This window comes from Pseudomonadota bacterium (genome assembly GCA_026388215.1).
GTDB lineage: Bacteria > Desulfobacterota > Syntrophorhabdia > Syntrophorhabdales > Syntrophorhabdaceae > JAPLKF01.
On sequence record JAPLKF010000092.1, the window covers coordinates 1 to 25382 of the forward strand.

Consider the following 25382-nt stretch of genomic DNA (forward strand, 5'->3'; position numbering starts at 1 on the left):
AAGGGTAAAAAGATTCTCTTTATAGGTGGCGGGATTGGACTGGCACCGCTTAGAACACTCATCCTCTTTATGCTGGATAACAGAGCTGACTATAAGGACATTACAATCATCTATGGAGCAAGGACACCGCCGGACCTTTGCTACAAAGATGATTTGAAAGAATGGGAATCACGTTCCGGTGTTGAGCTGATCCTTACGGTTGATAATGAATATCCGGGGTGGGAAAAGCGGATTGGATTCGTTCCAACCGTGCTTAATGAAATTGCGCCATCACCCGATGATACGGTGGCAATAACCTGCGGACCTCCCATTATGATTAAATTCGTCCTTCAGAATCTGGCTAAGCTGAATTTCAGGGATGAAGATGTCATTACAACGCTGGAGAGGCGTATGAAATGTGGTATAGGCCTGTGTGGTCGTTGCAATCTCGGCTCGAAGTACGTATGTAAGGACGGACCTGTATTTTCCCTTGCCCAGCTCAAAGAACTACCAGAAGAGTAACAAAAAAACAGGGTTCAGGGATTCAAGGGTTTAAGGATTCAAGGGGTTAGGGTCACAATGCCTATTTTTTTAACCCCCATGGACCTCCAGCACGCCAGTGAAGATTGAATGGTTCTCCTTTTGCTCATAAAGCTCTTTCTTTGAGGACGTGGGAGGTTTCGCCGGAGAAGTTTGGGCCGTAGATTGCTTTTCGGTAAGGAATGATTGATAAAAAAGTGATTTTTCAAGACCTGACCCCAAATTCCCTACCAAATTCCCTAAGCCTGAATTCTTACCCATCCGAACTCAATTGTCCAAAATGGTAACTTATGTTTTCAGGTTTTAATTCAATTAACCAGCGATAACTTTCTGCAATGGAGTTTTTTATAAATAAGTGATTTATACCGTGTTTCAATTGGTAATCTTCAACGCCAAAGATAATGATCCTTCCGTTCAAGGGGTCAATATATTTTGTTGCATATAGTAAACCGTATTCAACAATTCTTCAAAAGGATTTTAACTTGCAAATTAATTAAAATTATAGGAGAACTAAGAAAAGGAGGATAGGGATCAACGTTAAATGTTATATTGCAGCTCCCTGACACCCCTTTTTTTTCTTTCCTGACAATTTTTAAACGACGCCGCACGAAGGAGGCAACAAATGAACTACGCAAAAAAGGCAGTTTTAGCCATGATGATTCTGGCTGTAATACTTGTCGGTCCATCGATACCGGCCCATGCCGGCCAAAGCGCAGTACCCGATCCTCGGCTGGACACGCTTTTCCTCGGAACTAAAGGCGAAACCAGCGATTTCTTTCTCGATATGCTGAACATGATGATGAAAGAGCATGTAACTTGGCGACAAAGCTTCCATCCCGAAGATTCACAGGCAATAAGCAATAAAAACCTCGCCTCACCGGAAGCGGCCGATGCCCGGAAAAAACTGAAGGAAGTCCTGTCAACGCTCTCCACAAGACTGCAAAAAGGTTCAAACCCCTGGTTCTCCCCCAGATACCTGGGACACATGAACGCGGATCTGCTTCTCCCAGGCGTCATCGGTTACATGGCCGCCATTCTCTACAATTCGAACAACGTCGTTTATGAAGGTGGGCCAGCCACTACCGAAATGGAGCTTGAGGTGGGATTGCAGTTAGCCCGATTACTTGGCTATAATCCCGAGAAAGCATGGGGGAACATCACGTCTGGCGGTACGAATGCCAACTTCCAGGCCCTCTGGTATGCCAGAAATCTGAAATCCTTCCCCCTGGCTGTTAAAGCCGTTATGCCGGAGCTGGTCAAGGGCCAGAGCGGGCAACACCTCTTGAACATGCCGGTCAGCGAGGCTCTGGACCTCCTCGATAAAGTCAAAAACAGCCCCCAATATGAAGCCGTCCTCAAACATACCGTCAAAGGAAAAGGGGTTGATCCCAAAAAGCTCGGGAAACTTCTTGTTCCGCAATCCAGACACTATTCCTGGGACAAGGCGGCTGATGTTTTCGGCATCGGCAGCCAGAACATGATTGCCATCCCCGTAGACAAAAATTACCGCATGGATATTTCCGCCTTAGATCGGACAATTGCAGACCTGGTTAAGAAAAAGATCCCCATTCTGGCCGTAGTTTCGGTCCTTGGTAGCACAGAGGAAGGGGCGGTGGACGAAACACATCGGATCGCCGCTTTGCAGAAAAAATATGCCGCTCGCGGGGTGGGCTTCTACTATCACGTGGACGCCGCCTATGGAGGCTACGCGCGAAGCCTTTTCATCGATGGGTCAGGGGTATTCATGGGACTGGACCAGGTCAGAAAAACAGCACTTGATTATTATCATATTTCAGAATCAGCCGCGTGGCCCACGGAGAGCGTCTATGAATCTTACAAGGCCGTACCGGAAGCAGATTCCGTGACCATCGACTCTCATAAGCTGGGTTATGTTCCCTACCCGGCCGGGGCGGTTGTCTTCAAAGATAAGCGGATACTGGCAGTGCAGACCTTCCACGCCGCCTACGTCCAGGATTTGCGCGCGAAAGCCCCGGTGAGTATTGGCCACTATGTCCTTGAGGGCTCAAAGCCGGGGGCTGCTGCAGCCGCAGTCTGGACCGCGCATCAGGTGTCACCGTTAAACGTGGACGGCTATGGGCAGTTGCTCGGCCGTACGATCAAGACTGCAAACATGTTATACGAATCAATGGTCAAGGCAGCGCCTTTCAAGGCGCAAAACGGCCGGACATATAAGTTCGTGCCACTGGTTAAACCAGATCTGAACATTGTAGATTACGTGCTCAAGGAAGTCGGAAACCCCAGCTTGGAATCCATGAACAAGCTAAACCAGGCCATTTACGATGAGTGCTCCTACGTATCCGGAGACTTGATGAAAAAGGATTTCATCACCTCCAAGACCGTCTTCTCTCCGGTGGAATACGGGAACACGCCGCTTGATCTCGTCCGGAAGTGTGGGTTAAATGATGCCGAATGGAAAAAGACGCCATCAGTTCTGGTGCTGAGATCAACCATCATGACGCCGTATCTGGCCGATGAAGCCGAATTCAGGGCCTATTTTGATAGGTTGGTTGAGATTTTGAAAAAAGTAATCACCAAGGTTGAAGGGTAGGTCAAAGGGCTGAAATTGCTGTCCCTGAACATTTAGGACATCAAAATCGACATTTCGACTTCTTCCTGAAAAATGTTGTTCTTACTCCTGCCCCTTGATATGCAATACTTCAAGCGGTAATGGTCAATACTATAGAATCTTATTGACATTTATTGAGTACAATATCACAATAGAATAAAAGAGTTACATAGAAAGGGAGGATACCATGCGTTTTATAATCTTGTTCGTTGTTTTTTTATTCGTGCTTGTCTCGTTCCTATTTTCGGGTATGGTTGCTTTTGCGGCGCAAGCAACGGCTGATCTGAAGAAGCCCGTAGAACAGTGTGTGAAAGGCGGTAAGGCCCTTCCGACCGTGAAGACAAAGGACAACTGCATCAAAGAAGGAGGAACTTGGGTGAAAATGGGGGCGCCGGAGCCACCCGATCCACTCGGGAAAAGCAAAGCAAGGCCACCCGATCCCCTCGAGAAAAGCAAAGCGAAGTTGCCGGATGATCCTTTCAATAAAAGCAAGGCAATGCCAATTGATCCGCTCGAGAAAAGCAAAGCAATGCCGTCCGGAGGACAGATAGCGCCGTCCGGCGGACAGTGACCACTCGAAGGAACCCCGCGGAGTTTAACCGGACATGCTATATCCCTTCGGAGAAAGTTTAATTTTTTAACTGGTCATTTTCAAACTGACCCACTATCAGGACAAGGGCACAGCACACCTTCTATGTTTCTGCCAAGCAAGTTCAATCTACCAGCGTTTCTCTTATTACTGCTTTCACTTTTTGCATTGTGCTTTCATTGAGTTTACCCAGTTTTTTAACAAGCCTGATTTTGTCAACTGTTCTTATCTGGTCAAGTACAATCCATCCTAATTTCCCTTGGAGCGTGACTCGTACTCTCGTGGGGTAAGAGTGTGATTTTGTTGTCATGGGAACAATAATGATTGTCTGGATATGCCTGTTCATTTCATCCGGAGATACCACTACGCATGGCCTCGTCTTTTTTATTTCTGAACCAACGGCAGGATCAAGGTTAACAAGGTATATCTCGTACTGTTTTATTTCCATTCCCAATCCTTCTCGAAACTGTCAGTAATTCCATCTATGAGCAGAGAATCATCCCCGTTTGCGTGCATTGTATTGAATGCCTTATCCCATCCTTCTCGAGGTCTTTTTTTAACAGGGTTTATAATAATCCTTTGTCCCTTTATGTCGATATCGATTATATTGTCAATACCACATTGTTTTAAGAAGGAAGAAGGGATACGTATTCCTTTCGAATTTCCTATAGATACAAGCTTAGTTCTCATAATCAGACTCCTTAATATTATTAATTATGTAATTATATTGTAATTCCATTAATAAAGCAAGTGTCAATTATCATCGGGAGAGGAGGAGAGGGACACTCATTAAATTATGAAATTCCTGAAAAGACATAAGGTCAAGAACTCAGGAAATGAAGAGATTTTTTGTGGAAAAATTTGGGTCGCTGGTCAGGTTAACCCCGAGGCGTCTCAACCCTGCCTCATCTCCCGGTGTGGGGATATGGGTTATATGTACCTCACAGTCCCGGAGCTCCTTTAATGTTTCCATGGCTAATTGGGCTGCGGGATTGGTTATAGCGCTGACAGCAAGAGCGATGAGAGCTTCCTCCAGATCCAGACTGACTGTTTTCTCATTCAGAATTTCCGTTTTGAGTTTGTGCACAGACCCGGTGATATAATCAGGCAACAACTTCAATTTATCTGGAATGCCCGCTAAATGTTTGATGGCATGCATAATCAAGCTGGTAGCCGCATGCATGAGCGGAGAATTATTCCCTGTAATGATAGTGCCGTCCTTCAACTCAATAGCAGCCCCGCAGTAAATTCCCTCATTTCCCTTATTTTCCTCCTGTCCAGCCCTGGCCGCTTCACGGGCCGGTGCCACAACCCTGCGGTATTCCGGCTTAAGGTTGCAGTCCTCGATAAAAAGCTCTACCCTTTGTACGGTATCTTTGTCTGCAAAACCCATGGCGTACTCACACCGGTAACGGAAATACCTGCGGATGATTTCCTGCATGGCAGCTTCCTTTGTGCCTTCATCGACCGTGATGGCAAAACCGGCCCGGTTTACCCCCATGTCTGTCGGTGATTTGTAAAGTGATTCACCCCCCGTTATTTTTTCCAATATCCTTTTTAAAACAGGAAATACTTCCACATCCCGATTGTAATTCACCACAATCTGTCCGTAGGCATCCAGATGAAACGGGTCAATCAGGTTAAAATCTTTGATGTCCGCAGTGGCCGCTTCATAGGCAACATTTACCGGATGTTTGAGCGGCAGGTTCCAGATAGGAAAAGTTTCAAACTTGGCGTATCCGGATTTTATTCCCCGCCGATAGTCGTGGTAGAGTTGAGATAGGCAGGTAGCCAACTTACCACTTCCCGGGCCAGGGCCTGTCACTATGACTAATGGTTTTTCTGTTTCGATATACCCATTCGCCCCATAGCCTTCATCGCTGACGATCAATTCGACATCTGTTGGATATCCCCTGGTATAACTGTGGGTATAAACCTTTATCCCCCGTCTCTCCAACTTATTTTTAAACAATGTGGCTGCTGGTTGGTTTTCAAAACGGGTAATGTTCACACCCAGCACATTGATCCCCAAGCCCCTCAAGTCATCGATGAGTTTGAGGGCATCCGAATCGTAAGTAATACCAAAATCAGCCCTTATCTTCTTCCTTTCAATATCCCCGGCGTAGATGCATAGCAGAATATCGGCCTTATCTTTCAATTCCGAGAGCAGCCTCATTTTGATATTTGGATCATAGCCGGGTAGAACCCTTGCAGCATGGTAATCATATAAAATTTTTCCGCCAAACTCGAGATATAATTTATTATCAAACATTTTCACTCTTTCAAGAATTTCCGATGTTTGTTCTTTCAGGTACTTTTCGTTATCAAAACAGATCTTTTGGATCATTTCTCCTTCCCCGAACCTCCATACATGAAATTTTTGTTAGAACAATTATAATAATGCATTCCGAAAAGATTGGATAGTAAAAAAAAATAAATATTATCCCAAAAACCTTACCATGAAATATTTTTCCTTTAAAATGTGGGACAGTTCTCCCCGGTGGTTCATATTTCCCCGGAAGCATTTGTCACTTTAATGATGTGTTCGCTGTTCCGTCCTGTTTTGCACAAAAGTTTCTATCATACTAAACCATATGATTTTATTAGGCAATTTCTAAAATAGTGAGTGGGTATAGTCAATCTGTCCATGTACTGGGACTATGGCAAGCAGATTGCATCCTATGAACAGAACAGGAAATTATTAGCACAATAAATAGCTGAAAGGGGGCGCGTATGAAAAATATGGCCCGGATGAATAGGGATTTACTGAGGTAGGAATCAGGCTTTTGAGGCTCAATGCCTACCATTCACGCTCATTATCTTCATCGTCACCACCCCCCCCCTCTGTGCCTTCTCGCGATTGATACCTGCACGTTTTATTTTTGAAATAGGATGTACACGTTGACAATGGAATACAGGGCACATTGTTCAGGATACACCACCTTCCGCCTGATCCAAAGAAGGACATGCCAAGGATATCAAAAAGGTCGTCTTCCATAATGGATTCCCCGAACGTTAGCTAAGGACAGAGAGCACAGAGCAATGAGTCTCGTGGATCGTACCCCCCACATGAGCGAAGTGCTGAGAGCATAGAGCTAAGAACTCAGAGCAATATCGTGATTCACCCCTTTACCCCTAAAAGATTCTAAACCCTTAAAACTAAAAATACAATTATTTTCAGTGTAGTTTGCTTAAGCTGGTTTTTTGGCTTCTACGAGGCAGTCCATTCTCTCGCCTGTCCTTAAGAGCTTCACGTTGATGAAACCTGCCTGTGTCAGGGCATCTTTAACCTCACGAAACGTGTAGGTGTCACCACCTAAAGTATTTACGAGCATGTTAAGGGCGAATAATGTTCCAGCGGGTGGTTTTGTGCGGGATTCATCCATGATGTGGTCCCTGATGAGTATAGGACCTCCGGGCATAAGTGCCCGATAGACCTTAGTAAAAAGTTCAATGTTCTGTTTAATGCTATTCTGGTGGATAATTGCAGAAATAAGTGCCAGGTCGTACCCTCTCGGAAGCTCATCTTTGTGAAAGTTACCGGCAACACATTTCACGCGGTCGTAAAGCCCTTCTGCCTTAAGCCTCTTTTTAGCCATAGGAATGACGCTTCTAAAATCAAAAATGACTGCCGTCATTTCCGGATTCTTCCTGAGAAAAGCAATTGTATATGTACCTGACGCCCCTCCGACATCCAGAAGCCTTTTGAACCGGCTTACATCATAGTCATTAGCAATCTCTATGGATAGACTACGGCCTATCGCATGCATAGCTCCTATAAAGGCCTCCCTGTTTGTCTCATCAATTTCGGCCTGTTGTTGTTTGCGCCTGTTTCCTTTTCTTACTGCGTCTGTGAGATGACTCCAGCCATCCCAGAGCCTGCTCATATGAAGCACTATAGGGAGAACCGTCTCCGGATGATGTGAAGAGAGAAATACACCCTTCTCTGTGTTTTTGTATCGGTTATTTTGTTTTTCAAGAAGTCCAAGAGCGACAAGACTGTCAAGGATTCTGGTTGTTGCTCTTGTATCAAGCCCCATCATTTCTGCCAGTTCATCTGCCGTAGCAGGTTTTTCGTCGAGACGGGTAAAAAAATCTAATTCAGCCGCAGTAATGATTACCCGGCTTTTCATGAAGCCAAATGCATCGGCTATAATAGTATCGTACTGTACCATTGTTATCCCCTTATTAATTATAGAAACTCTTTTTTCTCACTTTACTATCTTAATTAATCTTCCATTTTCTTACAACGGAAAACTGGTTGCAAAACTCCTCACATAGTCACATTTTATTTGATTTCGACGGACAAGGTATATAATATAATGCTACAGGTCATATAAAAAGGATTGGAGAGAAATATGGCGAATGTCGGCGTTGTTGGGGTTCAATGGGGAGATGAAGGCAAGGGAAAGATTATTGATATCTTAAGTAGTCATGCTGATGTAATTGTGCGGTTTCAAGGCGGGGCGAATGCAGGCCATACAATTGTAGCCGGTGGGAAAAAGATAATACTCCATCTGATCCCGTCAGGCATACTCCATGAAGGTAAGCATTGCATCATAGGCAATGGTGTGGTTTTAGACCCAGAAGTATTTGAAAAGGAGATAAATGAACTCAAGGCCCTTGGATATATAAAGGATGATAAAAAATTAATGGTAAGTGGTCTTACCCACCTGATCATGCCCTACCACAAGAAATTAGATGTATTGAAGGAATCTAAGGGGAAGAAGAAGATAGGTACAACCGGCAGAGGCATTGGTCCTGCATACGAAGATAAGATGAGCAGGATGGGCATAAGGGTAGTCGATTTACTTGATAAAAAGGTATTTTCAGAGAAAGTAAAACAAAACCTTGAGATTAAAAATTTTCTTATCAAAAGGTTTTATAAGGATGAGGCCTTTAAATTAAGGGATATAGTGAAAACCTATAGCGACTACAGAAAGCTCTTAAAGAGATATACTGCTGATACCGTATATTTCCTCCATAAGTCCATAGAGCAGGGTAAGAATATATTGTTTGAGGGGGCACAGGGTACATACCTCGACATAGACCACGGCACATATCCCTATGTTACCTCTTCAAACACTGTATCAGGGAATATCGCCTCTGGCTCAGGTGTCCCGCCAACAATCATAGATTATATCCTTGGTATATGCAAGGCCTACACCACAAGGGTGGGGGGAGGCCCTTTCCCGACTGAACTGGAAGGTGAGGAAGGGAACATAATGAGGGACAGAGGGGTTGAGTATGGTTCTACAACAGGAAGACCAAGGAGATGCGGATGGTTTGATGCGGTAATTGCAAAGAGGGCAATGAAGCTTAACGGGGTGAATGGACTGTGTATTATGAAACTCGATGTCCTCGATGAATTTGAAAGGATAAAGATATGCACAAGGTATAAAATAGGGGCAAGGTTCTATACCCAGCCTCCCATGAGCATAACAGGCTATAATAATTGTGAGCCCCAATACGAAGAGATGGACGGATGGAAGACATCAATAAGAAACGTGACAAGATATGAGGATTTACCACTGAATGCAAAGAGGTATTTGAAGAGGTTGGAGGAGTTACTGGAAGTAAAGATTGATGTAATTTCTACCGGCCCGGAGAGGGAGAGCACAATAATATTGAACAATCCATTTGTTTAGAATATTAGCCATAAGTAGTTAGTCCCGCAGGGCGGGGTCAGCCTTTATAACCTCATTAAATTGTTGAAAAATTGTATATCCATAAATGTATTGACTTTGGCTGTCTGTTTGGGTTTTAATTAATGAATTTAAATATAGATGATAAATGGAGGGAGGGAAAAATGAATGCCAGCAGTTATTGTAAGAGACGGGGAGTCTTTCGAAAGTGCCCTAAAAAGATTTAAAAAACAGTGCGAGAAGACCGGCATTCTCTCTGAAATCAAAAAGAGAGAACATTACGAGAAGCCGAGCGTGAAGAAAAAGAAAAAGATGCTCGCTGCAAAGAAAAGGGCATTGAAGAAATTTAAAAGGATAGCAGACAAAGGCCTTTATTAATGGAATACAGACCCAGAATTGAAGAAGGGCTGAAAGAGGCATTAAAACAGAGGGACAGTCTAAGGGTGTCCATATTAAGGATGCTCCTTGCTTCTATAAAGAATAAAGAAGTTGAAAAGATCAGGGCCTTATTTGAAGATGAGTTTTACGCCCTCGTGAAAACATCGATAAAACAGCACCTCGAATCCATAGATGGTTTCAAAAAAGGGCAGAGGCCTGACCTTGTTGAAAAGGAAGAAAAGGAACTCGAGATATTAAAGGAGTTTTTACCCGCCCAATTGTCGGAAGAAGAGATATCAAAGGAAATAGGTGAAGCGATAAAGACACTCGAAGCGAAAGGCAAACAGGATATGGGAAAGGTTATAAAATTTCTTATGGGGAAATACCCAGGGAGGCTTGACGGAAAAGTGCTAAGCGAAATGGTGCTTCAAAGACTATCTTCACAGTAAGTAGTCAAAAGCCCTCTATGGTAGATAAGACCTTATCATACCTCGATTACTTAAAACTCCTTAGTATTTTCAAAAATTACTCTTTAACCCCCTTCGTTGATGAATCAATATCAGCCCTCAGACCATCCAATAACATTGAAGAAATAGAAGACAGACAGGAAAGGATTGAAGCGACCCTGGAAATTATAAAATGGGATGGAAAGATCCCGCTTACTGATGTCCCTGACATAAGGGATATTATAAAAAGGGTTTTTATAAAGGATTCTGTTCTTGAGGCGCAGGAATTTATACTGATTGCAGGATTTTTAAAGGCCTGCGAAGATATATCAAATTTTTTAAAAAGGGCTCACAACAAGAAGCCGTTTATTGAAGAAGTTATCATAAAGATCAAACCCCTCAAGCACGTTTATTCAAGAATTTCAAAGACTATCAATATAGAAGGTTTCATTGAGGACACAGCGTCTTATGAGCTGTCCAAGATCAGGGCTGATTTATTCATGTTGAGGGAGAGGATAAGAAAGCAGCTAGAAAAGATTATGGAGAGGGATGTAATTCGTCCAGTACTCCAGGATTTTTATATATCCCTCAGGAACAGTAGATATGTAATCCCTTTAAAGCCAAATTTCAATCAGGTTTTTCAGGGTATTGTCCATGATTATTCTCATTCATTAAAGACATCCTTTGTGGAGCCGATTGAATGCGTGGAGCTGAATAACAGCATAAACATACTGGAGAGAGAGGGGAAAGAGGAGGAGAAAAGGATTTTAAAGGAGCTGACAGATTATATAAGGGATTTTGCAAAAGAAATAGAGGTAAATCTTGATGCCGTGAAAGGGTTAGATTTTTACCATTCAATTGCACTTTTCAGTACTGAGTTTGGTTGTGTAAAGCCCCAGATCAGCAAAGATGGATTGATTGATATAAAGCATGCGGTGAATCCTTTTATCTTAATGTCTAAAAAGAACCAGACAGTCCCTATCGATATATTTATGGACAAAGACAAAAAGGCAATGATAATAAGCGGTCCAAATGCAGGCGGGAAGACTGCGGCATTGAAAACAATAGGGCTCCTGTCAGTTATGGCTCAGACAGGTCTATTTATTCCGGCCAAAGGGACTCCGGGGATTCCTTTGTTTTCAAATATATTTGCCATCATAGGTGATGAACAGGATATTTCCATGGAGCTCTCGAGTTTTACCGCCCACATGAAGACTATAAAAGAACTATATGAACGTTCAGATGGTAAGGAGCTTGTCCTCATCGACGAAATCGGGGGTAATACGGAACCGCAGGAGGCATCAGCCCTCTCTATGGGTATTATGGATGCCTTTGTAGAAAAGGGGTGCAAGGTAATCGTAACAACCCATCTTAACCTTTTAAAGGCTTATGGATATACGAAACCATTTGCTATCAACGTAGCCACTGCCTTTGACTCTGAAAGTATCAAACCGATGTATAGGCTTCTGTATGGAGTAGCTGGCTATAGTAATGCGATTAATGTGGCAAAAAATATTGAAATCCCTTCGATAATTATTGAGAAAAGTTATGAATACTTAGGCAAACAGGAATACATGCTTAATGACCTTATCAGTGCCCTGGAGCTTGGTAAAAAGGAAGTGGATGAAGAAAAAAACGAATTGAGAAGGCTAAAAGAAGAGGTAAAGAAGAGGCTTTCTTTTCTGAAGGAAAAAAAGGATGAGTATATAAGAAAATTTGAAGAGAAATGCAACACCAAACTCCTGGAATTTGAGAGGGAATTGGAAAAAATTAAAAAAGAGGTTGCAAAAAAGGAAAGAGCGTCTATAAAGATAGGTAAAGAACAATTAAGTGGTTTGAGGAAAAGATTCATCAGGCATTTAGCGGTTAAGCAGGATGATATTAACGTGGGTGATTATGTAAAGGTGAGGACGCTGGGTAACAGGGGATATGTGGTTGATATTGATAAGGAAGGAAATACCTGCGAGGTTGTCATAGGAAATGTAAGGACAAAGATAGATAGAGGGTACGTGGAAAAGGTAGCCCTTGAACAAAAATCTTTGAGTGGTAGCAGAGTTCAGGTAAATGTCCAGCATATCGAAAAGCCAGAGATAAATGTAATGGGTATGGGGGTTGAAGAGGCGATAACGGAATTAGACAGGTTTATAGACAGGGCAATTATTCAGGGCATGCCAAAGATAAAGGTGCTTCACGGAATTGGAACAGGAAGGTTGATGAATGCAATCAAAGACCATCTTACAGAGGTTGATTATGTGAAGAGCCTTAAAAGGGACGACAAGAATTCGGGGGTAACAATAATAGAGCTCTTATGAAATCTACAGTAGATACATTACTCGAGAGGATAAACATCCTCGATGTGGTTTCCCAATATGTCAAATTAAGAAGAACTGGTAAGAATTTTGTTGGCTTATGCCCATTTCATAAAGAAAAAACTCCATCTTTCAGTGTAAGTACTGAAAAACAAATATATTATTGTTTTGGATGTCGTGAAGGAGGCAATGTAATCAATTTCTTGATGAAATACGAAAGCTTAAGCTTTCAAGAAGCCATTGAAAATCTTGGACGTCAATATGGAGTTGAAATAGTCAGGAGAGGAAGTACAAAAAGGTCTAATTCTTATGATGCTTTATCAAAGCTAACTGATTTTTATCATCAGAGCCTGAAAGAGTCCAAGATTGCCATGCAGTATCTTTCAAATAGGGGTATTGATGCTGATGCAATTGATGAGTTTAAGATAGGTTTTAGTGAAGGGCAGAGGCATAAGATAAAGGATTTTTTAAAGCATGCAGGTATTCCAAACGACATTTTTTTAAGTACAGGTATACTGAGGATTAAAGATGCTGTCATATATGACATGTTCAGGGGCAGAATAGTAATCCCCATCCTTGATGTAAACAAAAAGGTAATAGGGTTTGGTGGAAGAACAATAGAGAAGGATGGATTTCCAAAATATATCAACTCACCGGAATCTTCTGTATTCTCCAAGAGGTATTCACTATTCGGGATAGACAAAACAAGGAAGCATATTGCGGAAAAGAATGAGATTTTCATTGTAGAAGGTTACTTTGATTTTATTTCCCTTTATATGTATGGTCTTAACAATATTGTATCTACCCTCGGCACATCGGTGACTGAAGGACAGCTTTCTAAATTGAGGAATTATACGGATAACATTACGTTAATGCTCGATGGAGATGAGGCAGGCATAAAAAGCGCCTTGAGGCTGATAGGGCTACTTTCTGAGATGGATATCAACGGCAACATGGTTGTTCTGCCTGAAGGGCATGACCCGGATAGCTTTGTGAGGAAGGAAGGCATAGAGGGTATTAATAAGATTATCAATACAAAAAAGCCCATACTGGACTATTTTTTTGATTACTCTATGAACAAATGCGGCATTAAAAAGCTTGAAGGCAAGATGGCATTTATCAAATCTGTTATGCCGTACATTGGGGGCATAAGAGATGGTATAAAAAAGAGGCTTTACATTAAAAGGTTATCAGAACTCACGAATGTTGAAGAGCACCATTTCTGGGATGGTTTGAAAGAAAGGGGGATTGAACCATCCTCTAAGGAAGATGAACCAACAAGTATTATTGGGAAAAAGGTAATCGGTGTTTTAGTTAGCAACCCGAACCTGTTAAAACTCTTAAAAGGAAAGGAGGTGATAAAGTACATTAAGGATGAAGCTATAAAGGAAATATTGTCCAAAATGTTTGACTACTTTGAGGAAAAAAAACATTTAGAGGTAAATAGTTTCATAAATATATTGGAGAAAGAAGCCCTAAGGGATTTTGTAATCAATGCAGCCTTTGATACAGCAGAATACAATGAGGATGATTTAGAAAGGGTTTTATGGGATTATTTTAAACATGTTGAAAAGAAATTCATGAGAGAAGAGTCAAAAAAGATTACAGAGAGGTTATCAGAAGCTGAAAAAAGGGGTGATGAAGAGGAAATTATGGAGCTTCTCCAGAAGAAGAGGCAGGTTTTAGCACTTATAAAATCAAATTTTATATAGCGAGGTAACCATGCCTGATAAAGTAAAAGTGTTTTTTCCTTACGAAGAAAATAGAGAAGAAAAAGAACTCTATGTGTTGATTTCCACCAGTGATAAACAGGAGAGTATATTTGATAATATTGAACTTTTCGATATAGAGGGTGGAAGCGAGATAGGTCTGGCGGATGGCGAAGGTGTTGAAGAGGTATTTGATGAAAATTTAGAATGTGTTTACGAAGAGGAACCAACAAACCCTATAAGGCATTACATCAGAGAAATGGGGGGTATGGCATTGCTCACAAGGGAAGGAGAAAAAGAAATTGCTATAAGAATGGAAGAGGCGAAGAATGAGATCAAAAAGATTATTCTCTCTTTCCCGGGTACTGTCACAGAACTACTAAACGCACTTTTGGCTTTAAAAACATCGAAGACAACCGTGAAAGATATAACATTTGAGGTTGACGAAGAAGAAGATGTGGATACAGAATTAGAATTTCATAAAGAAAGGGTGATATCACTCCTGGAAAGATTAAAAGGTGCTTATGCAAGATTCAAAGGGGACAACAATGGAAAAAGGAGTAAGTACTGGAAAAAGATAAAAACGATCATTACCGAGATAAATCTTGGCAGGAAGATCATCGAAAGAATAATCCTGAGGATGAGAAGGTATGTAGAAAGGATTGAAAGGATAGAAAGAGAGATAAAAAAATATAAGAAGCTAAAGAGCAGGGAAGGCAGGAAAAATCTGGCCGTGTTTTATAAGAAATTAGAAAGAATTGAACAGGAAATAGGAACCTCTGCCCGTGAACTTAAAACCTATTTGAAAAGAATTGAAAATGCTGAAAAAAGTTGCGTAAGTGCTAAGAATGAGTTAGTCAAGGCTAATTTGAGACTCGTTGTAAGCATATCAAAGAGATATATAAACAGAGGGCTCTCTCTCCTGGATCTCGTCCAGGAGGGCAACATCGGATTGATGAAAGCGGTGGACAGGTTTGAGTATAAGAGAGGTTACAAATTCAGCACCTATGCTACCTGGTGGATAAGGCAGGCCATTACAAGGGCAATAGCTGATCAGTCAAGAACGATAAGGATACCTGTCCATATGATAGAAACTATTAACAAGATTGTCAGGGTTTCAAGAGGGCTTGTACAGGAATTAGGACGGGAACCCTTCCCTGATGAAATCGCAGAGAAGATAGGATTCCCTGTAGACAAGGTGAGAAAAATATTGAGAATTACAAAAGAACCTATTTCTTTAGAAACACCGCTAAATGATGATGAAGATACACACCTGGCTGATTTTATAGAGGATAAGAATACACCTACACCACAGGATACTGCCATATTTGGTGACCTTATAGAAAATCTGGATAAGGTACTCGCGACGCTCACGCCAAGAGAGGAAAGGGTGGTAAGGATGAGATTTGGTCTTGGAGAGAAACATGACCATACATTAGAGGAGGTAGGGCAGGTTTTTGAAGTAACAAGGGAAAGGATAAGACAGATAGAAGTAAAGGCACTGAAAAAACTGAAACACCCTACAAGGGCACAAAAGTTAAAGTGTTTTATAGATACTTAAAATAGGTCCTGTCTTTTATTCAGGATTCGCTTTTCTGGATGCTGAATTCTGGCTATTTTTCAATATAATTTTTGCTTGACAAATATCAGCCATTAAAATATTGTATACAAAATTTTCTTTTATATTCTCCCAAGGAGGAATCAATTATGAATTTTACAATGACAGAGGAGCAAGAATTTTTTAAAAAGACCATTGCCGACACTGTGGATAGATTGGTTGTTCCAAAGGCTCAGGAGATTGACGAAAAAGATGAATTTCCGTGGGAAGTATGGAAGGAGTTTACAAAGCTCGGCTATCTTGGACTGCGTTATCCTGAAGAGATAGGTGGGATGAATGCAGATAAAATCATGTGTATGACCTTTTACGAAGAAATTACGAGGGGTTCTGTTGGTTTTGCCCAGAGCGTCATAATGAATGTCTTAATGGGAACATATTTCATATATAAATTCGGAAGCGATGCAATCAAGGAACGATGTCTCTATCCAGCAATGGGGGGCAAGAAGATTGCCACAATGTGTTTTACTGAAGACCAGTCGGGTTCTGACCTTGGGGCAACAAGGACAACCGCAGTAAAAGACGGGGATGGCTGGAGGATTAACGGAACAAAGATGTGGATTACAAATGGGCCTATATGTGATTTTTGTACAGTCCTTGCCACCACGGATCCATCAAAGGGGCTTAAAGGATTAAACTTTTTTTTAGTGGAAAAAGGAACACCAGGTTTTTCAAGCGGTCAGGTTATCCATAAAATTGGATGTAGAGGAACTGTTACCGGGGAACTGGTATTTGATAATGTATGGGTACCTTATGAAAATTTTCTTGGAGAAGAGCTTGGAAAAGGTGTCTTTTATGTTAGTGATATCCTTGACGAAGTAAGGTTAATGACAGGGGCAATGGCCCTTGGTATAGCAAGAGGTGCTTATAGCGAAGCGCTGGAGTATTCAAAGAAAAGGGTGGCCTTTGGCCAACCAATAGGCAACTTTCAGTTGATAAGAGAGAAGTTTGCCGAGATGGATACATTTATGAATGCAGCAAGGCTTATGGTTTACTATGGTGCATGGCTCTTGGAAAATAGTATGGAAAGCAGAATAATAGCGGCAGAGGCAAAGATGTATGCTACAGAGGTGTGCCTTAAGGTAGTTGATGAATTGACCAGGATTTACGGTGCAAATGGCTTTGCCTACGAATATACCCCGCAGAGGTACTTTAGGGATGCAAGGTTTCTCTTATACGGCGGGGGTACACAAGAGGTGTTAAAGGACTTTATAGGCAGGACTATTATAGGCAAGTTGTAAAAGAGCTATCAGCTGTTAGTTTTCAGCCATTAGAAGCTTAGCATTTTGTTTTTAAAGCTGATAGCTGAATGCCAATAGCTTGAAAAAGGAGGTTGGTTAAGTGCATATTTTAGTCTTCATAAAGCAGGTGGCTGATACAGAAGCGAGAATTATAATAAAGGGTGATCAAAAGTCTCTGGAGATAGAGAATAAATATAACATAAACTTTTTTGATGAGGTTGCAATTGAAGAGGCGATAAGAATAAAGGAAAGGATTAAAGATAGTCAGGTCACGGTATGCACCTATGGGACAAAAAAGGCAGTTGAGGCACTGAGGACAGCTATAGCAATGGGTGCAGACCGAGCCTTTTTGCTGGACAATACTAATTTAGAGAATCATGACCCTTTAATAATAGCAAAAATACTTTCGAGCTTTGCAAAAAGGGAAGGTTTTGATTTGATTCTGTGTGGAAGGCAGGCAATTGATGATGAGAATGCGAATATTGGGGCTATAACCGCAGAATTTTTAGGGATACCGCATGTAAGTGCAATCTTAAAATTAGAAATTATGGATGAAAAAAAGGTAAGGGTGGAGAGTGAGCTGGAAGGCGGCAGAGAGGTGGTGGAGGTACAGTTGCCTGCGCTTCTCACAACTCAAAAGGGTTTAAATGAGCCGAGGGTTCCACTCATTACCGGTGTTATGAAGGCCATGAAGGCTGCCATACCTTCAATAGACCCTTGTTCCCTGGGAATAGCAAAAGAAGATATAAATACAGATGCATCAAGGGTAATTGTCCTCTCCTATGAACCTCCAAAAAAAAGACCACCTGTGAAGATAATAGAGGGAGAAACACCCGAAGAAAAGGTTGAGAATCTGATGAAGGTCTTAAAAGAAGAAGCAAAGGCAATATAGAAGGGAGAAAAGTCATGTCTAAAGATATACTCATATTTGTGGAATGCAAAGAAGGTACTGTGAGAAAGGTATCACTTGAGTTGCTAACTAAGGGCAAGGAATTTACAGAGAGATTCTCCTCCAATTTATATGCAGTTCTTATCGGTTACCAGGTTAAAGGAATTGCTGAAGAATTAAAGGCGTTTTCGGACAAGGTACTTGTTGTGGATAATGAAATATTAAAGAATTATAGATGGGATACCTATGCGGCTGTATTAGAACAGCTCGTAAAGAAATATATACCTTATATGGTGTTTGGTGCATCCACCATAACGGGTAAGGACCTTTTTCCAAGACTTGCTGCAAGATTGAATGTGACGATAGTGTCTGATGCAGTTGGGATAGATTTTGGTGGTGAAGGTGTGAGGATTAAAAAACCCATCTTTGGCGGAAAAATTATATCCTGGACAGCATGCAAGGAAGGCTCAACTCCGCTTGTAACATTCAGACCGAATTCGTTTTCTATCCATAAAAGGTCATTAAACGGTGAGTTAATAGAAGAATCATTGAAGATAGCAAAAGATCCAAGATTAAATGTTGTAAATATTGAAAGGGGTGGTTCAAAGAAGGTGGATATACAGGAAGCGGATTTTATTATCTGTGGTGGCAGGGGTATGAAGGGGCCTGAAAATTTTCAAGTCCTTGAGGAAATTGCAGATATTATGGGGGGAAGGGTAGGTGCTTCCCGTGCTGTGGTGGATAGCAAGTGGAGAGAATATGGTGACCAGGTTGGTAAAAGCGGAAAGACAGTATCGCCAAAACTCTATATAGGCTGTGGTGTATCGGGTGCATTACACCATACAATGGGAATGGACACATCAAAAGTAATCGTTGCGGTGAATAAAGACCCTAATGCCCCTATCTTTCAGTATGCTGATTATGGAATCGTAGATGACCTCTTCAATATATTGCCTATCCTTAAAGATGAATTAAAAAGGGCAAAGGAAGAAGTTTAGAATGGAAAAGATTGATGTAGTTATAGTAGGGGGAGGACTTTCAGGGCTTTCCTGTGCTTATAAGCTTGCAGAAAAGGATATGCAGGTAATTGTCCTTGAAAGGGGGGATTTCCCTGGTAGCAAAAATGTAACCGGTGGAAGGCTCTATCTCATGCCCATAAAGGAATTGATTGGAGATATGTTTGATGATGCACCCTTTGAGAGAAAGGTTGTCCGGGAGAGGTGGAGTCTTTTTGGGGAAGGAAACTCAATCAATATTGACTTTGCAAGTGAAAAACTTAGAGTAGAAGACCATAGCTATACAGTGCTCCGTGCTAACTTTGATAGATGGTTCTCAGAAAAGCTAATGGAGAAGGGTGTATTTGTGATCCCAAAATACAGGGTGGATAACCTTTTGTGGGAGGAAAACAGGATAGTTGGCATAAAGGCCGGAGAAGAAGAGATATATGCAAACGTTGTAGTTGCCTCAGATGGTGTTCTTTCTTTTATGGCCGAGAAGGCGGGATTGAGAACAAAGATGAAACCCAAAAACTATGCAGTTGGCATAAAAGAGGTAATAGAACTGCCAAAAGAAAAGATAAATGACAGGTTCAATGTAGATAACGGGGATGGTTGTGCCCATCTGTTTGTGGGGGATGTAACAAAAGGTCTTTTTGGTGGAGGATTCTTATATACAAACAGAGAGACTATTTCACTCGGTATAGTAGCAGGTATAAATGCGCTGATGGGAAAAACCCCCTCTATTGAAACCCATGCGTTGATGGATGCATTTAAGGAAAGGTATGAGATTAAGAGACTTATAGAGGGAGGGGGCCTTGTAGAATACTCGGCCCATATTATTCCAGAAGGTGGTTATGATGGTATCTCGAAACTTTATGGCAATGGTATCATAGTAACAGGCGATGCGGCAGGTTTTGCGCTGAATATGGGGGTAACAGTAAGGGGAATGGAATTTGCTATTGCATCAGGAATAATTGCCGCAGAAACCGTTATGAAAGCAAAAGAAGCTGGTGACTATTCGGGGAAGACACTTTCATATTATGAAAATAGATTAAAAGAAACCTTTGTCTTGAAGGACATGGAATCCTGTAGAAAAATGCCCGAGTTTCTCGACAACGAAGATTTTTTTACATATTATCCGAAATATTTTCCTGATTTTTTAGAAAAGGCCATGTGGTTTGGTAAAGAACCTAAAGAAAGGGTAGGAAAGACCTTGTGGGGGGCATTAAAAACCTCCGGTATGTTGAGTTTTAGAAGATTGAAAGACCTTTATAAAATTAGGAATATATGAGGTGGTGAGATATGAGAATTGATGAAAAGCTTGCCATTGATGCATTTAAAACGGACAAAGAAAGTCATATAAAGATAAACCATGAGATATGCAGGTCAAAATGCAAGGTAAAATATTGTTTGTTTATCTGCCCCGGCCATCTTTATTCCTATAACGAAGAAACAGACGAGGTTGTTGTGGAGTTTGCAGGATGCCTGGAGTGCGGTACCTGTAAAGTTGCGTGTATCGAAGGTGCCATAGACTGGACATACCCTAAAGGGGAGTTCGGGGTTCAGTACAGATTTGGCTAAGATTATCTGCTAAAAAGTAACCCTTCAGTTTCATTTTTTAGTCTATTCCAAATTAACACTTGATGCTGGTTTTTTACCCTCCATATAGACTGATTTTTTGAAATATTTTTACTGTCTACTATGATTTTAACAAAATATATACTGTATAATATAATTTTTATTATTTGTATATTTAGTAATAATTACAATATATTATAAATATTACATAATATTCTTAGTGAATCCTTGTTATGTACAGTATAATTTTTTTCTTGACAATTATATTTGGACTTTATAAATTATACTATCGTGGTAAGTAATCTGTTTAAACAATGCTATTTTAAGGGTGTTAACTATGTCTAAAGATACTGCTCAAACGTGGATTAACAGCAAGGAAATATTAAAAAAATGCGGTATTTCCAGGGCAACATTAAACAACTATATTAAACTTGGGATTATTCCAAAGCCTATCGTCCAGAAACCACAAGAGGATATGAAAAAGACAAAAAAAATAGGCTATTTTCCGCAGATGGTTTTAAACAATATAGAAATGGTCAAGCGTTTAAAAAAAGAGGGGAATTCTGTAGAAAATATAGCCCAAAAATTAAAGGTAGTACCTATTTCTGAACCTGTTACTGTGGAAGAGAAACAAAAGGTATCTGAAATTTTACACACTGGAAGTAAAGAGCTCAGGTTAACTATCGATAATATCGAGACCCCGGCCTACCTTCTTAACTATCAATTTGAAATAGAGTGGATAAACAGGGCAGCAGAGGAAAAAATTTTTAATCAATCGGTCAGATTAATAAAAGACACCGAGTTGAGAAATATTTTTAGATTATTCTTTAACTTGAAATTTCATGACAACATTCAGAACTGGGAGAACCTTTTTGACTTCCATGCAGCCTTTTTAAAATCAAAAATTTCCAGGGACCTTGTTGAAAAACTATACCAGGGAATTTCTGAAAGTGAGGTCAGTTTTTTAAAAAAGGCATATGACAGGGCTCTCAGTCTGCCCAAACAAGTAATTAATCAAAATCTTATTACTATTACGAGACAGGATGGATCAAAAGAGCCGTATCGGCTCTATACCACATTTTTCAGGGAAGGTTTATTTTTCCTTTATGTACCAAGTGATAGTTTATTTGAAGGAATAACAGAGTTTTTATCAAACCGCGGGCAGGTAATCAACGAATTGCTTCACCAACGTATGTCAACCCTGGTTTATTTTTGTGTACTTGTCGCTGATTTACAGGATTCAGTCCGTATATGCGCTGAACTGCCACCGGAAGAGTACTTTGAATTGATCAACCTGATATGGAAAACGATGGAAGAATCTTTTAAAAAATATTACGGCATCTATGGAAAACATGTTGGTGACGGAATTGTGTATTATTTTTTAAAGGAACGGGGTTCAAACTATATTATGAATGCCATCAATTGTGCAATGGAAGTAAAAGAAAAAATGGAAAAACTTTCCATCGAGTGGAAAATACGTAAAAAGTGGGCCAATGAGCTTTATTTGAATATCGGCATAAATGAGGGCCAGGAATATATTAGTGCAATCCACGCCTCAACAAGTATAGAATTCACAGCCCTCGGTGATACTATAAATTATGCGGCGAGGTTATCCGATATTGCCCAATATGGTTCCATATTCACTACAAAAAATTTGATGAATAAATTAAAAGAAGAAGACCGTAAAAATATCCGTTTTGGTATTAAAAGAAAATTACAGGATAGGGAAGTATTTATAGAGAATACATTTTCCCGGGTTATCGACCTTGTAAATGGAGATGATATGAGACGTGGAAAATTTATGGATATTACAGCACTTCCTGTCACAGAAATTATTAGGTAGAATGTTGGTACCTATTTATAAAACTTTTATGTTTGTGGTGTTATAAAACTGCAGCATGGCTAATCTATGAAAATAATAAGGATAAACAAGACTACATAATGTATAGAAAAGAGTTGACAATATCGGTAAAGTTTAGTAATTATTCTAAAATATATAGAAAAAGTTTTGTGGTTCTTGAGAATATTTAAATAAGGAAGATTATGGACAAAATTTGCATCGTAAAAAGAAGGAAAGGTGTAAAACAAGGACAGGATTCAGTAGAAAAGGTTGTTGAGGTCACACCTTATACCTTGACAGACACCACCGGTCAGAATAAAGATGAAGGTTCAGTTTTTGAAGAGGTTACCAGCGATAAAGATGAAATAATCTCTGTTGAACTAACTCCTGAGCAATCTACAATGGTTCAGTCCTTGGAGTATATAAAATCTTTATCCCTGGATAAAGACCACGGTGTAAAATTGGATATGCTGCGAGATGCTGATGGGAAGGTTCTTTTCAATTTCCATTTTAGGCCTGTATATACGGTAAAGATGCTTAACTCCAAAAATGTATGTGAGATGTTACAAATAGGAAGAAGTTTTTTGGCAAAACTTGTTAAAACAAAAAAGATCAAGAGTTATAAAATTGGTAGACGGAGACGTTTTTCGTTGGAGGATATCCTTGAGTATCTTAGCAAAAGTCTGGAGATATAGGTGGTCCTTGATTAAGTGGTATAACTTTTAAAAAGGAGAGTCTATATATGTATTACGAATATTGGGGTCTTAAGAAACCACCTTTTGACAATGTCCCTGACCCATCAATGTATGTTGAATCCCATATATCGGTGGAGAACACTATAGCAGAAACACTTTTTGCTATAGAGGAAGGGAATGAATGCATTGCGGTCATTGTTGGAGATGTGGGTTTGGGGAAGACCTTATCGTTGAGAATAATCCTTGATTCCCTGGACCAGGAAAAATATAAGATAGCTTTTATTACCAATCCCGATATGTCCTTTGTACAGCTTTTGAGAGAAACTATCGGTCAGTTGACCGGGAAACAGTGTGAAACAAAAGGGAAGATAAACCTTCTGGAGACCTTTAATAAACTTTTATTTGAGACTATAGATGAAGGTAAAAAGGTCCTTATTTTTATCGATGAGGCGAATGCCATTTCCCCGGCTAATCTGGAAAGTTTAAGATTGCTTACTAACATGCAGGATGACACCAGAAATTTGTTTACTATTGTCCTTTCAGGGCAGATGGAGCTGGCAAGGAGATTAGAACATCCAAAACGCGCTAATCTGTTTCAGAGAATCGGAACCTATAACAGGATAGACAAAATTCAATCTGAAGAACTTTTAAAAAACTATGTTGAAACACGCCTGAAACTGGCGGGAGCAACAAAAAAAATATTTACCGAAGATACCTTCCCTTTTTTATGGGAATATTCTGAACATGGTATACCCCGTCTTATTAACAAAATTTGTAAATTGTGTTTGAAGGCAGGGGAAACGAATGAGTTTGATAAGATAACTGGGGAGGTTGTAAATCAGATTGGGGAACGTTTTCAAAAATTAACTGGACCGGACGTTCAAAAGAGGAAACCTAGAAAAAGGCCTGCAAAAGAACCAGTTCGAGAAGAAAAAGAACCCATACATGAAGAGATTGAAACCAAAATAGAAAAAGAACCAGAAAAGGTTTTTGTAAAACCGGAAGTAGAGAAGGTTGAGCATATAGAAGAAAGACCTCCTGAAGAAAAAATAAAACCAGTTTTAGAACCGGAACCCCCCAAGAAAACTGCAGAAATAATGAAAGAGGTTCCGACAGAGGCGCCAGAAGAGACAAAAATTGGTGAGTTTAAGATTAAAATTGATATTCCTCCCAATATACTTGAGCAAGCTCAATCATCAAACAGGGAAAGCCGTCTTAAAATAGCCGGAGTTTTAGCTGCCCAGACCCTTGAAAAATATCCTCAATTGACGTCTTCGTCTTCAGCTGATCCGGTTTCTATATGGAGTGAAATCAGGGATTTAATCTTGAATAAGCTTGAACGAGAAATCGGGCCAACTCAATAATAAACACACTTGCCTTAGTTCTTTCAGGATTCTTTGTTTTCCAGTTTTTGTAAAATCTGTTGTGCCTTCCTGTTTTTTGGGTTTATGGATAGCACGAAATTGAGCCTTCGGAGAATTTCCTCCCTTTTTGAACCTTCTGGATTTGACCTTTCCCGTATATAATCAAGGTGGACAAGGTTGTAATTGGCCTGTTCATGTAATGGATTCAATGAGAGGGAAGTTTTATAGGCAGAAACAGCATCTTCATAATTTCCCATCTCTTCGTAAATAGAACCAAGGTTATTCCATACCTCTGGATGATTGCGGTCTAATTCTATTACCCGTTTGTATGACTCTATTGCGTTTTTGTAGTCACCCTGCTGTGTATACAGATTACCAAGATGGAAAAGGGCCTTTATATGGTCAGGGTCTATTTCTAAAACCTTTTTATACTGCTCCATTGCTTCATCGAACATATCCTGGCGGTCGTGTAAAACAGCGAGGCAAAAGCGGGGTGAAACAGTAAGGGGATCGATTTCTATAGCCTTTTTATATTGTTCAATTGCCCCCTGATAATCACCCTGTAAATCTGCTATCTGGGCAAGATTGATTGTTGCTTCAACATCTAAAGGGTTTAGTTTAAGCGCCTTTTCATACATCTGTTTTGCGCTACCGAATCGCTCCATTCTTTCGTAGACATAGCCCAGGTTGTTATATGCCTCAGGATTATCAGGTTCAAGGTCAACCACTTTATTAAAACACTTTAAAGCCTTATCATAATCTTCCTTTTGTAAATAAATAAAACCAAGATTCACGTATCCATCTGTAAACTTATTATCGAGTTGTATGCTTTTTTTATAAGCTACAATGGCTTTATCGACATTAGATTCAGTGCTGTCATAGTTGTACCCTTCCATGAACCATTCCCTGGCAGTCTTTTTTTTGCTCATTTACCCTCCTCCTTGAGGTTCTGTCTCAAATTTAAAGGAAACGAATGTGTT

23 protein-coding genes are annotated in these 25382 nt (G+C 40.4%); 17 read left to right on the forward strand and 6 right to left on the reverse strand.

What is annotated here, in order from left to right:
• From NTU69_05470 to NTU69_05480, 3 genes are all read left to right on the forward strand, one after another.
• The coding region (locus NTU69_05470; protein MCX5802968.1) for an FAD/NAD(P)-binding protein at nucleotides 1-501 on the forward strand (501 nt) is incomplete at its 5' end.
• Between the two features lie 640 nt (nucleotides 502-1141).
• Nucleotides 1142-3088 (forward strand): pyridoxal-dependent decarboxylase, encoded by a 1947-nt coding sequence (locus NTU69_05475; protein MCX5802969.1) that lies wholly within the window; start codon nucleotides 1142-1144, stop codon nucleotides 3086-3088.
• Between the two features lie 268 nt (nucleotides 3089-3356).
• Nucleotides 3357-3677, forward strand: a complete 321-nt coding sequence (locus tag NTU69_05480) for a hypothetical protein (protein MCX5802970.1) — start codon at nucleotides 3357-3359, stop codon at nucleotides 3675-3677.
• A gap of 142 nt (nucleotides 3678-3819) precedes the next feature.
• Here the strand turns inward: NTU69_05480 and NTU69_05485 are convergent, their stop codons facing one another.
• The 5 genes from NTU69_05485 to NTU69_05505 form a co-directional block, all read right to left on the reverse strand.
• On the reverse strand, nucleotides 3820-4143 hold the full coding sequence (locus NTU69_05485) for a type II toxin-antitoxin system PemK/MazF family toxin (GenBank protein MCX5802971.1): 324 nt from the start codon (nucleotides 4141-4143) through the stop codon (nucleotides 3820-3822).
• Nucleotides 4134-4385 carry an AbrB/MazE/SpoVT family DNA-binding domain-containing protein gene (locus NTU69_05490; GenBank protein MCX5802972.1) on the reverse strand — a complete coding sequence of 84 codons (252 nt, stop codon included), beginning with the start codon at nucleotides 4383-4385 and terminating at the stop codon, nucleotides 4134-4136. Before NTU69_05490 ends, NTU69_05485 begins: the two co-directional genes overlap by 10 nt.
• A 139-nt stretch (nucleotides 4386-4524) precedes the next feature.
• Nucleotides 4525-6042: a DUF1846 domain-containing protein gene (locus NTU69_05495; GenBank protein ID MCX5802973.1), complete on the reverse strand. Its 1518-nt coding sequence runs from the start codon at nucleotides 6040-6042 to the stop codon at nucleotides 4525-4527.
• A 453-nt stretch (nucleotides 6043-6495) separates the two neighbouring features.
• Nucleotides 6496-6693, reverse strand: coding sequence for a hypothetical protein (locus NTU69_05500; GenBank protein ID MCX5802974.1), 198 nt, complete (start codon nucleotides 6691-6693; stop codon nucleotides 6496-6498).
• Nucleotides 6694-6886: 193 nt separating this feature from the next.
• Nucleotides 6887-7870 carry a methyltransferase gene (locus NTU69_05505; protein MCX5802975.1) on the reverse strand — a complete coding sequence of 328 codons (984 nt, stop codon included), beginning with the start codon at nucleotides 7868-7870 and terminating at the stop codon, nucleotides 6887-6889.
• Between the two features lie 183 nt (nucleotides 7871-8053).
• Here NTU69_05505 and NTU69_05510 point away from each other — a divergent pair, with 183 nt between their 5' ends.
• The 14 genes from NTU69_05510 (at nucleotide 8054) to NTU69_05575 (ending at nucleotide 24402) form a co-directional block, all read left to right on the forward strand.
• On the forward strand, nucleotides 8054-9343 hold the full coding sequence (locus NTU69_05510) for an adenylosuccinate synthase (GenBank protein ID MCX5802976.1): 1290 nt from the start codon (nucleotides 8054-8056) through the stop codon (nucleotides 9341-9343).
• A 165-nt stretch (nucleotides 9344-9508) separates the two neighbouring features.
• The gene (rpsU, locus tag NTU69_05515; protein ID MCX5802977.1) at nucleotides 9509-9718 is read left to right on the forward strand and encodes a 30S ribosomal protein S21; all 210 of its coding nucleotides are present in this window, start codon (nucleotides 9509-9511) and stop codon (nucleotides 9716-9718) included.
• Nucleotides 9718-10167, forward strand: coding sequence for a GatB/YqeY domain-containing protein (locus NTU69_05520; protein MCX5802978.1), 450 nt, complete (start codon nucleotides 9718-9720; stop codon nucleotides 10165-10167). Before rpsU ends, NTU69_05520 begins: the two co-directional genes overlap by 1 nt.
• Nucleotides 10168-10184: 17 nt before the next feature.
• A complete protein-coding gene (locus NTU69_05525) occupies nucleotides 10185-12476 on the forward strand; it encodes a Smr/MutS family protein (protein MCX5802979.1) in 2292 nt (763 codons plus the stop codon).
• Nucleotides 12473-14185 (forward strand): DNA primase, encoded by a 1713-nt coding sequence (gene dnaG / locus NTU69_05530; GenBank protein ID MCX5802980.1) that lies wholly within the window; start codon nucleotides 12473-12475, stop codon nucleotides 14183-14185. Before NTU69_05525 ends, dnaG begins: the two co-directional genes overlap by 4 nt.
• A 10-nt stretch (nucleotides 14186-14195) precedes the next feature.
• Nucleotides 14196-15743, forward strand: a complete 1548-nt coding sequence (gene rpoD / locus NTU69_05535) for an RNA polymerase sigma factor RpoD (protein ID MCX5802981.1) — start codon at nucleotides 14196-14198, stop codon at nucleotides 15741-15743.
• A gap of 146 nt (nucleotides 15744-15889) precedes the next feature.
• The gene (locus NTU69_05540; protein ID MCX5802982.1) at nucleotides 15890-17038 is read left to right on the forward strand and encodes an acyl-CoA dehydrogenase family protein; all 1149 of its coding nucleotides are present in this window, start codon (nucleotides 15890-15892) and stop codon (nucleotides 17036-17038) included.
• A gap of 100 nt (nucleotides 17039-17138) precedes the next feature.
• Nucleotides 17139-17930 (forward strand): electron transfer flavoprotein subunit beta/FixA family protein, encoded by a 792-nt coding sequence (locus NTU69_05545; GenBank protein ID MCX5802983.1) that lies wholly within the window; start codon nucleotides 17139-17141, stop codon nucleotides 17928-17930.
• 14 nt (nucleotides 17931-17944) lie between these two features.
• Nucleotides 17945-18925, forward strand: a complete 981-nt coding sequence (locus NTU69_05550) for an electron transfer flavoprotein subunit alpha/FixB family protein (GenBank protein MCX5802984.1) — start codon at nucleotides 17945-17947, stop codon at nucleotides 18923-18925.
• Between the two features lies 1 nt (nucleotide 18926).
• Nucleotides 18927-20216 (forward strand): FAD-dependent oxidoreductase, encoded by a 1290-nt coding sequence (locus NTU69_05555; protein ID MCX5802985.1) that lies wholly within the window; start codon nucleotides 18927-18929, stop codon nucleotides 20214-20216.
• Between the two features lie 11 nt (nucleotides 20217-20227).
• Nucleotides 20228-20506: a 4Fe-4S dicluster domain-containing protein gene (locus NTU69_05560; protein MCX5802986.1), complete on the forward strand. Its 279-nt coding sequence runs from the start codon at nucleotides 20228-20230 to the stop codon at nucleotides 20504-20506.
• Between the two features lie 334 nt (nucleotides 20507-20840).
• Nucleotides 20841-22346: an adenylate/guanylate cyclase domain-containing protein gene (locus NTU69_05565; GenBank protein ID MCX5802987.1), complete on the forward strand. Its 1506-nt coding sequence runs from the start codon at nucleotides 20841-20843 to the stop codon at nucleotides 22344-22346.
• A 200-nt stretch (nucleotides 22347-22546) separates the two neighbouring features.
• Nucleotides 22547-23038, forward strand: a complete 492-nt coding sequence (locus NTU69_05570) for a helix-turn-helix domain-containing protein (protein ID MCX5802988.1) — start codon at nucleotides 22547-22549, stop codon at nucleotides 23036-23038.
• Nucleotides 23039-23085: 47 nt separating this feature from the next.
• Nucleotides 23086-24402, forward strand: coding sequence for an AAA family ATPase (locus NTU69_05575; GenBank protein MCX5802989.1), 1317 nt, complete (start codon nucleotides 23086-23088; stop codon nucleotides 24400-24402).
• A 23-nt stretch (nucleotides 24403-24425) separates the two neighbouring features.
• Here the strand turns inward: NTU69_05575 and NTU69_05580 are convergent, their stop codons facing one another.
• Nucleotides 24426-25331 (reverse strand): tetratricopeptide repeat protein, encoded by a 906-nt coding sequence (locus NTU69_05580; GenBank protein MCX5802990.1) that lies wholly within the window; start codon nucleotides 25329-25331, stop codon nucleotides 24426-24428.
• Nucleotides 25332-25382 lie beyond the last annotated feature (51 nt).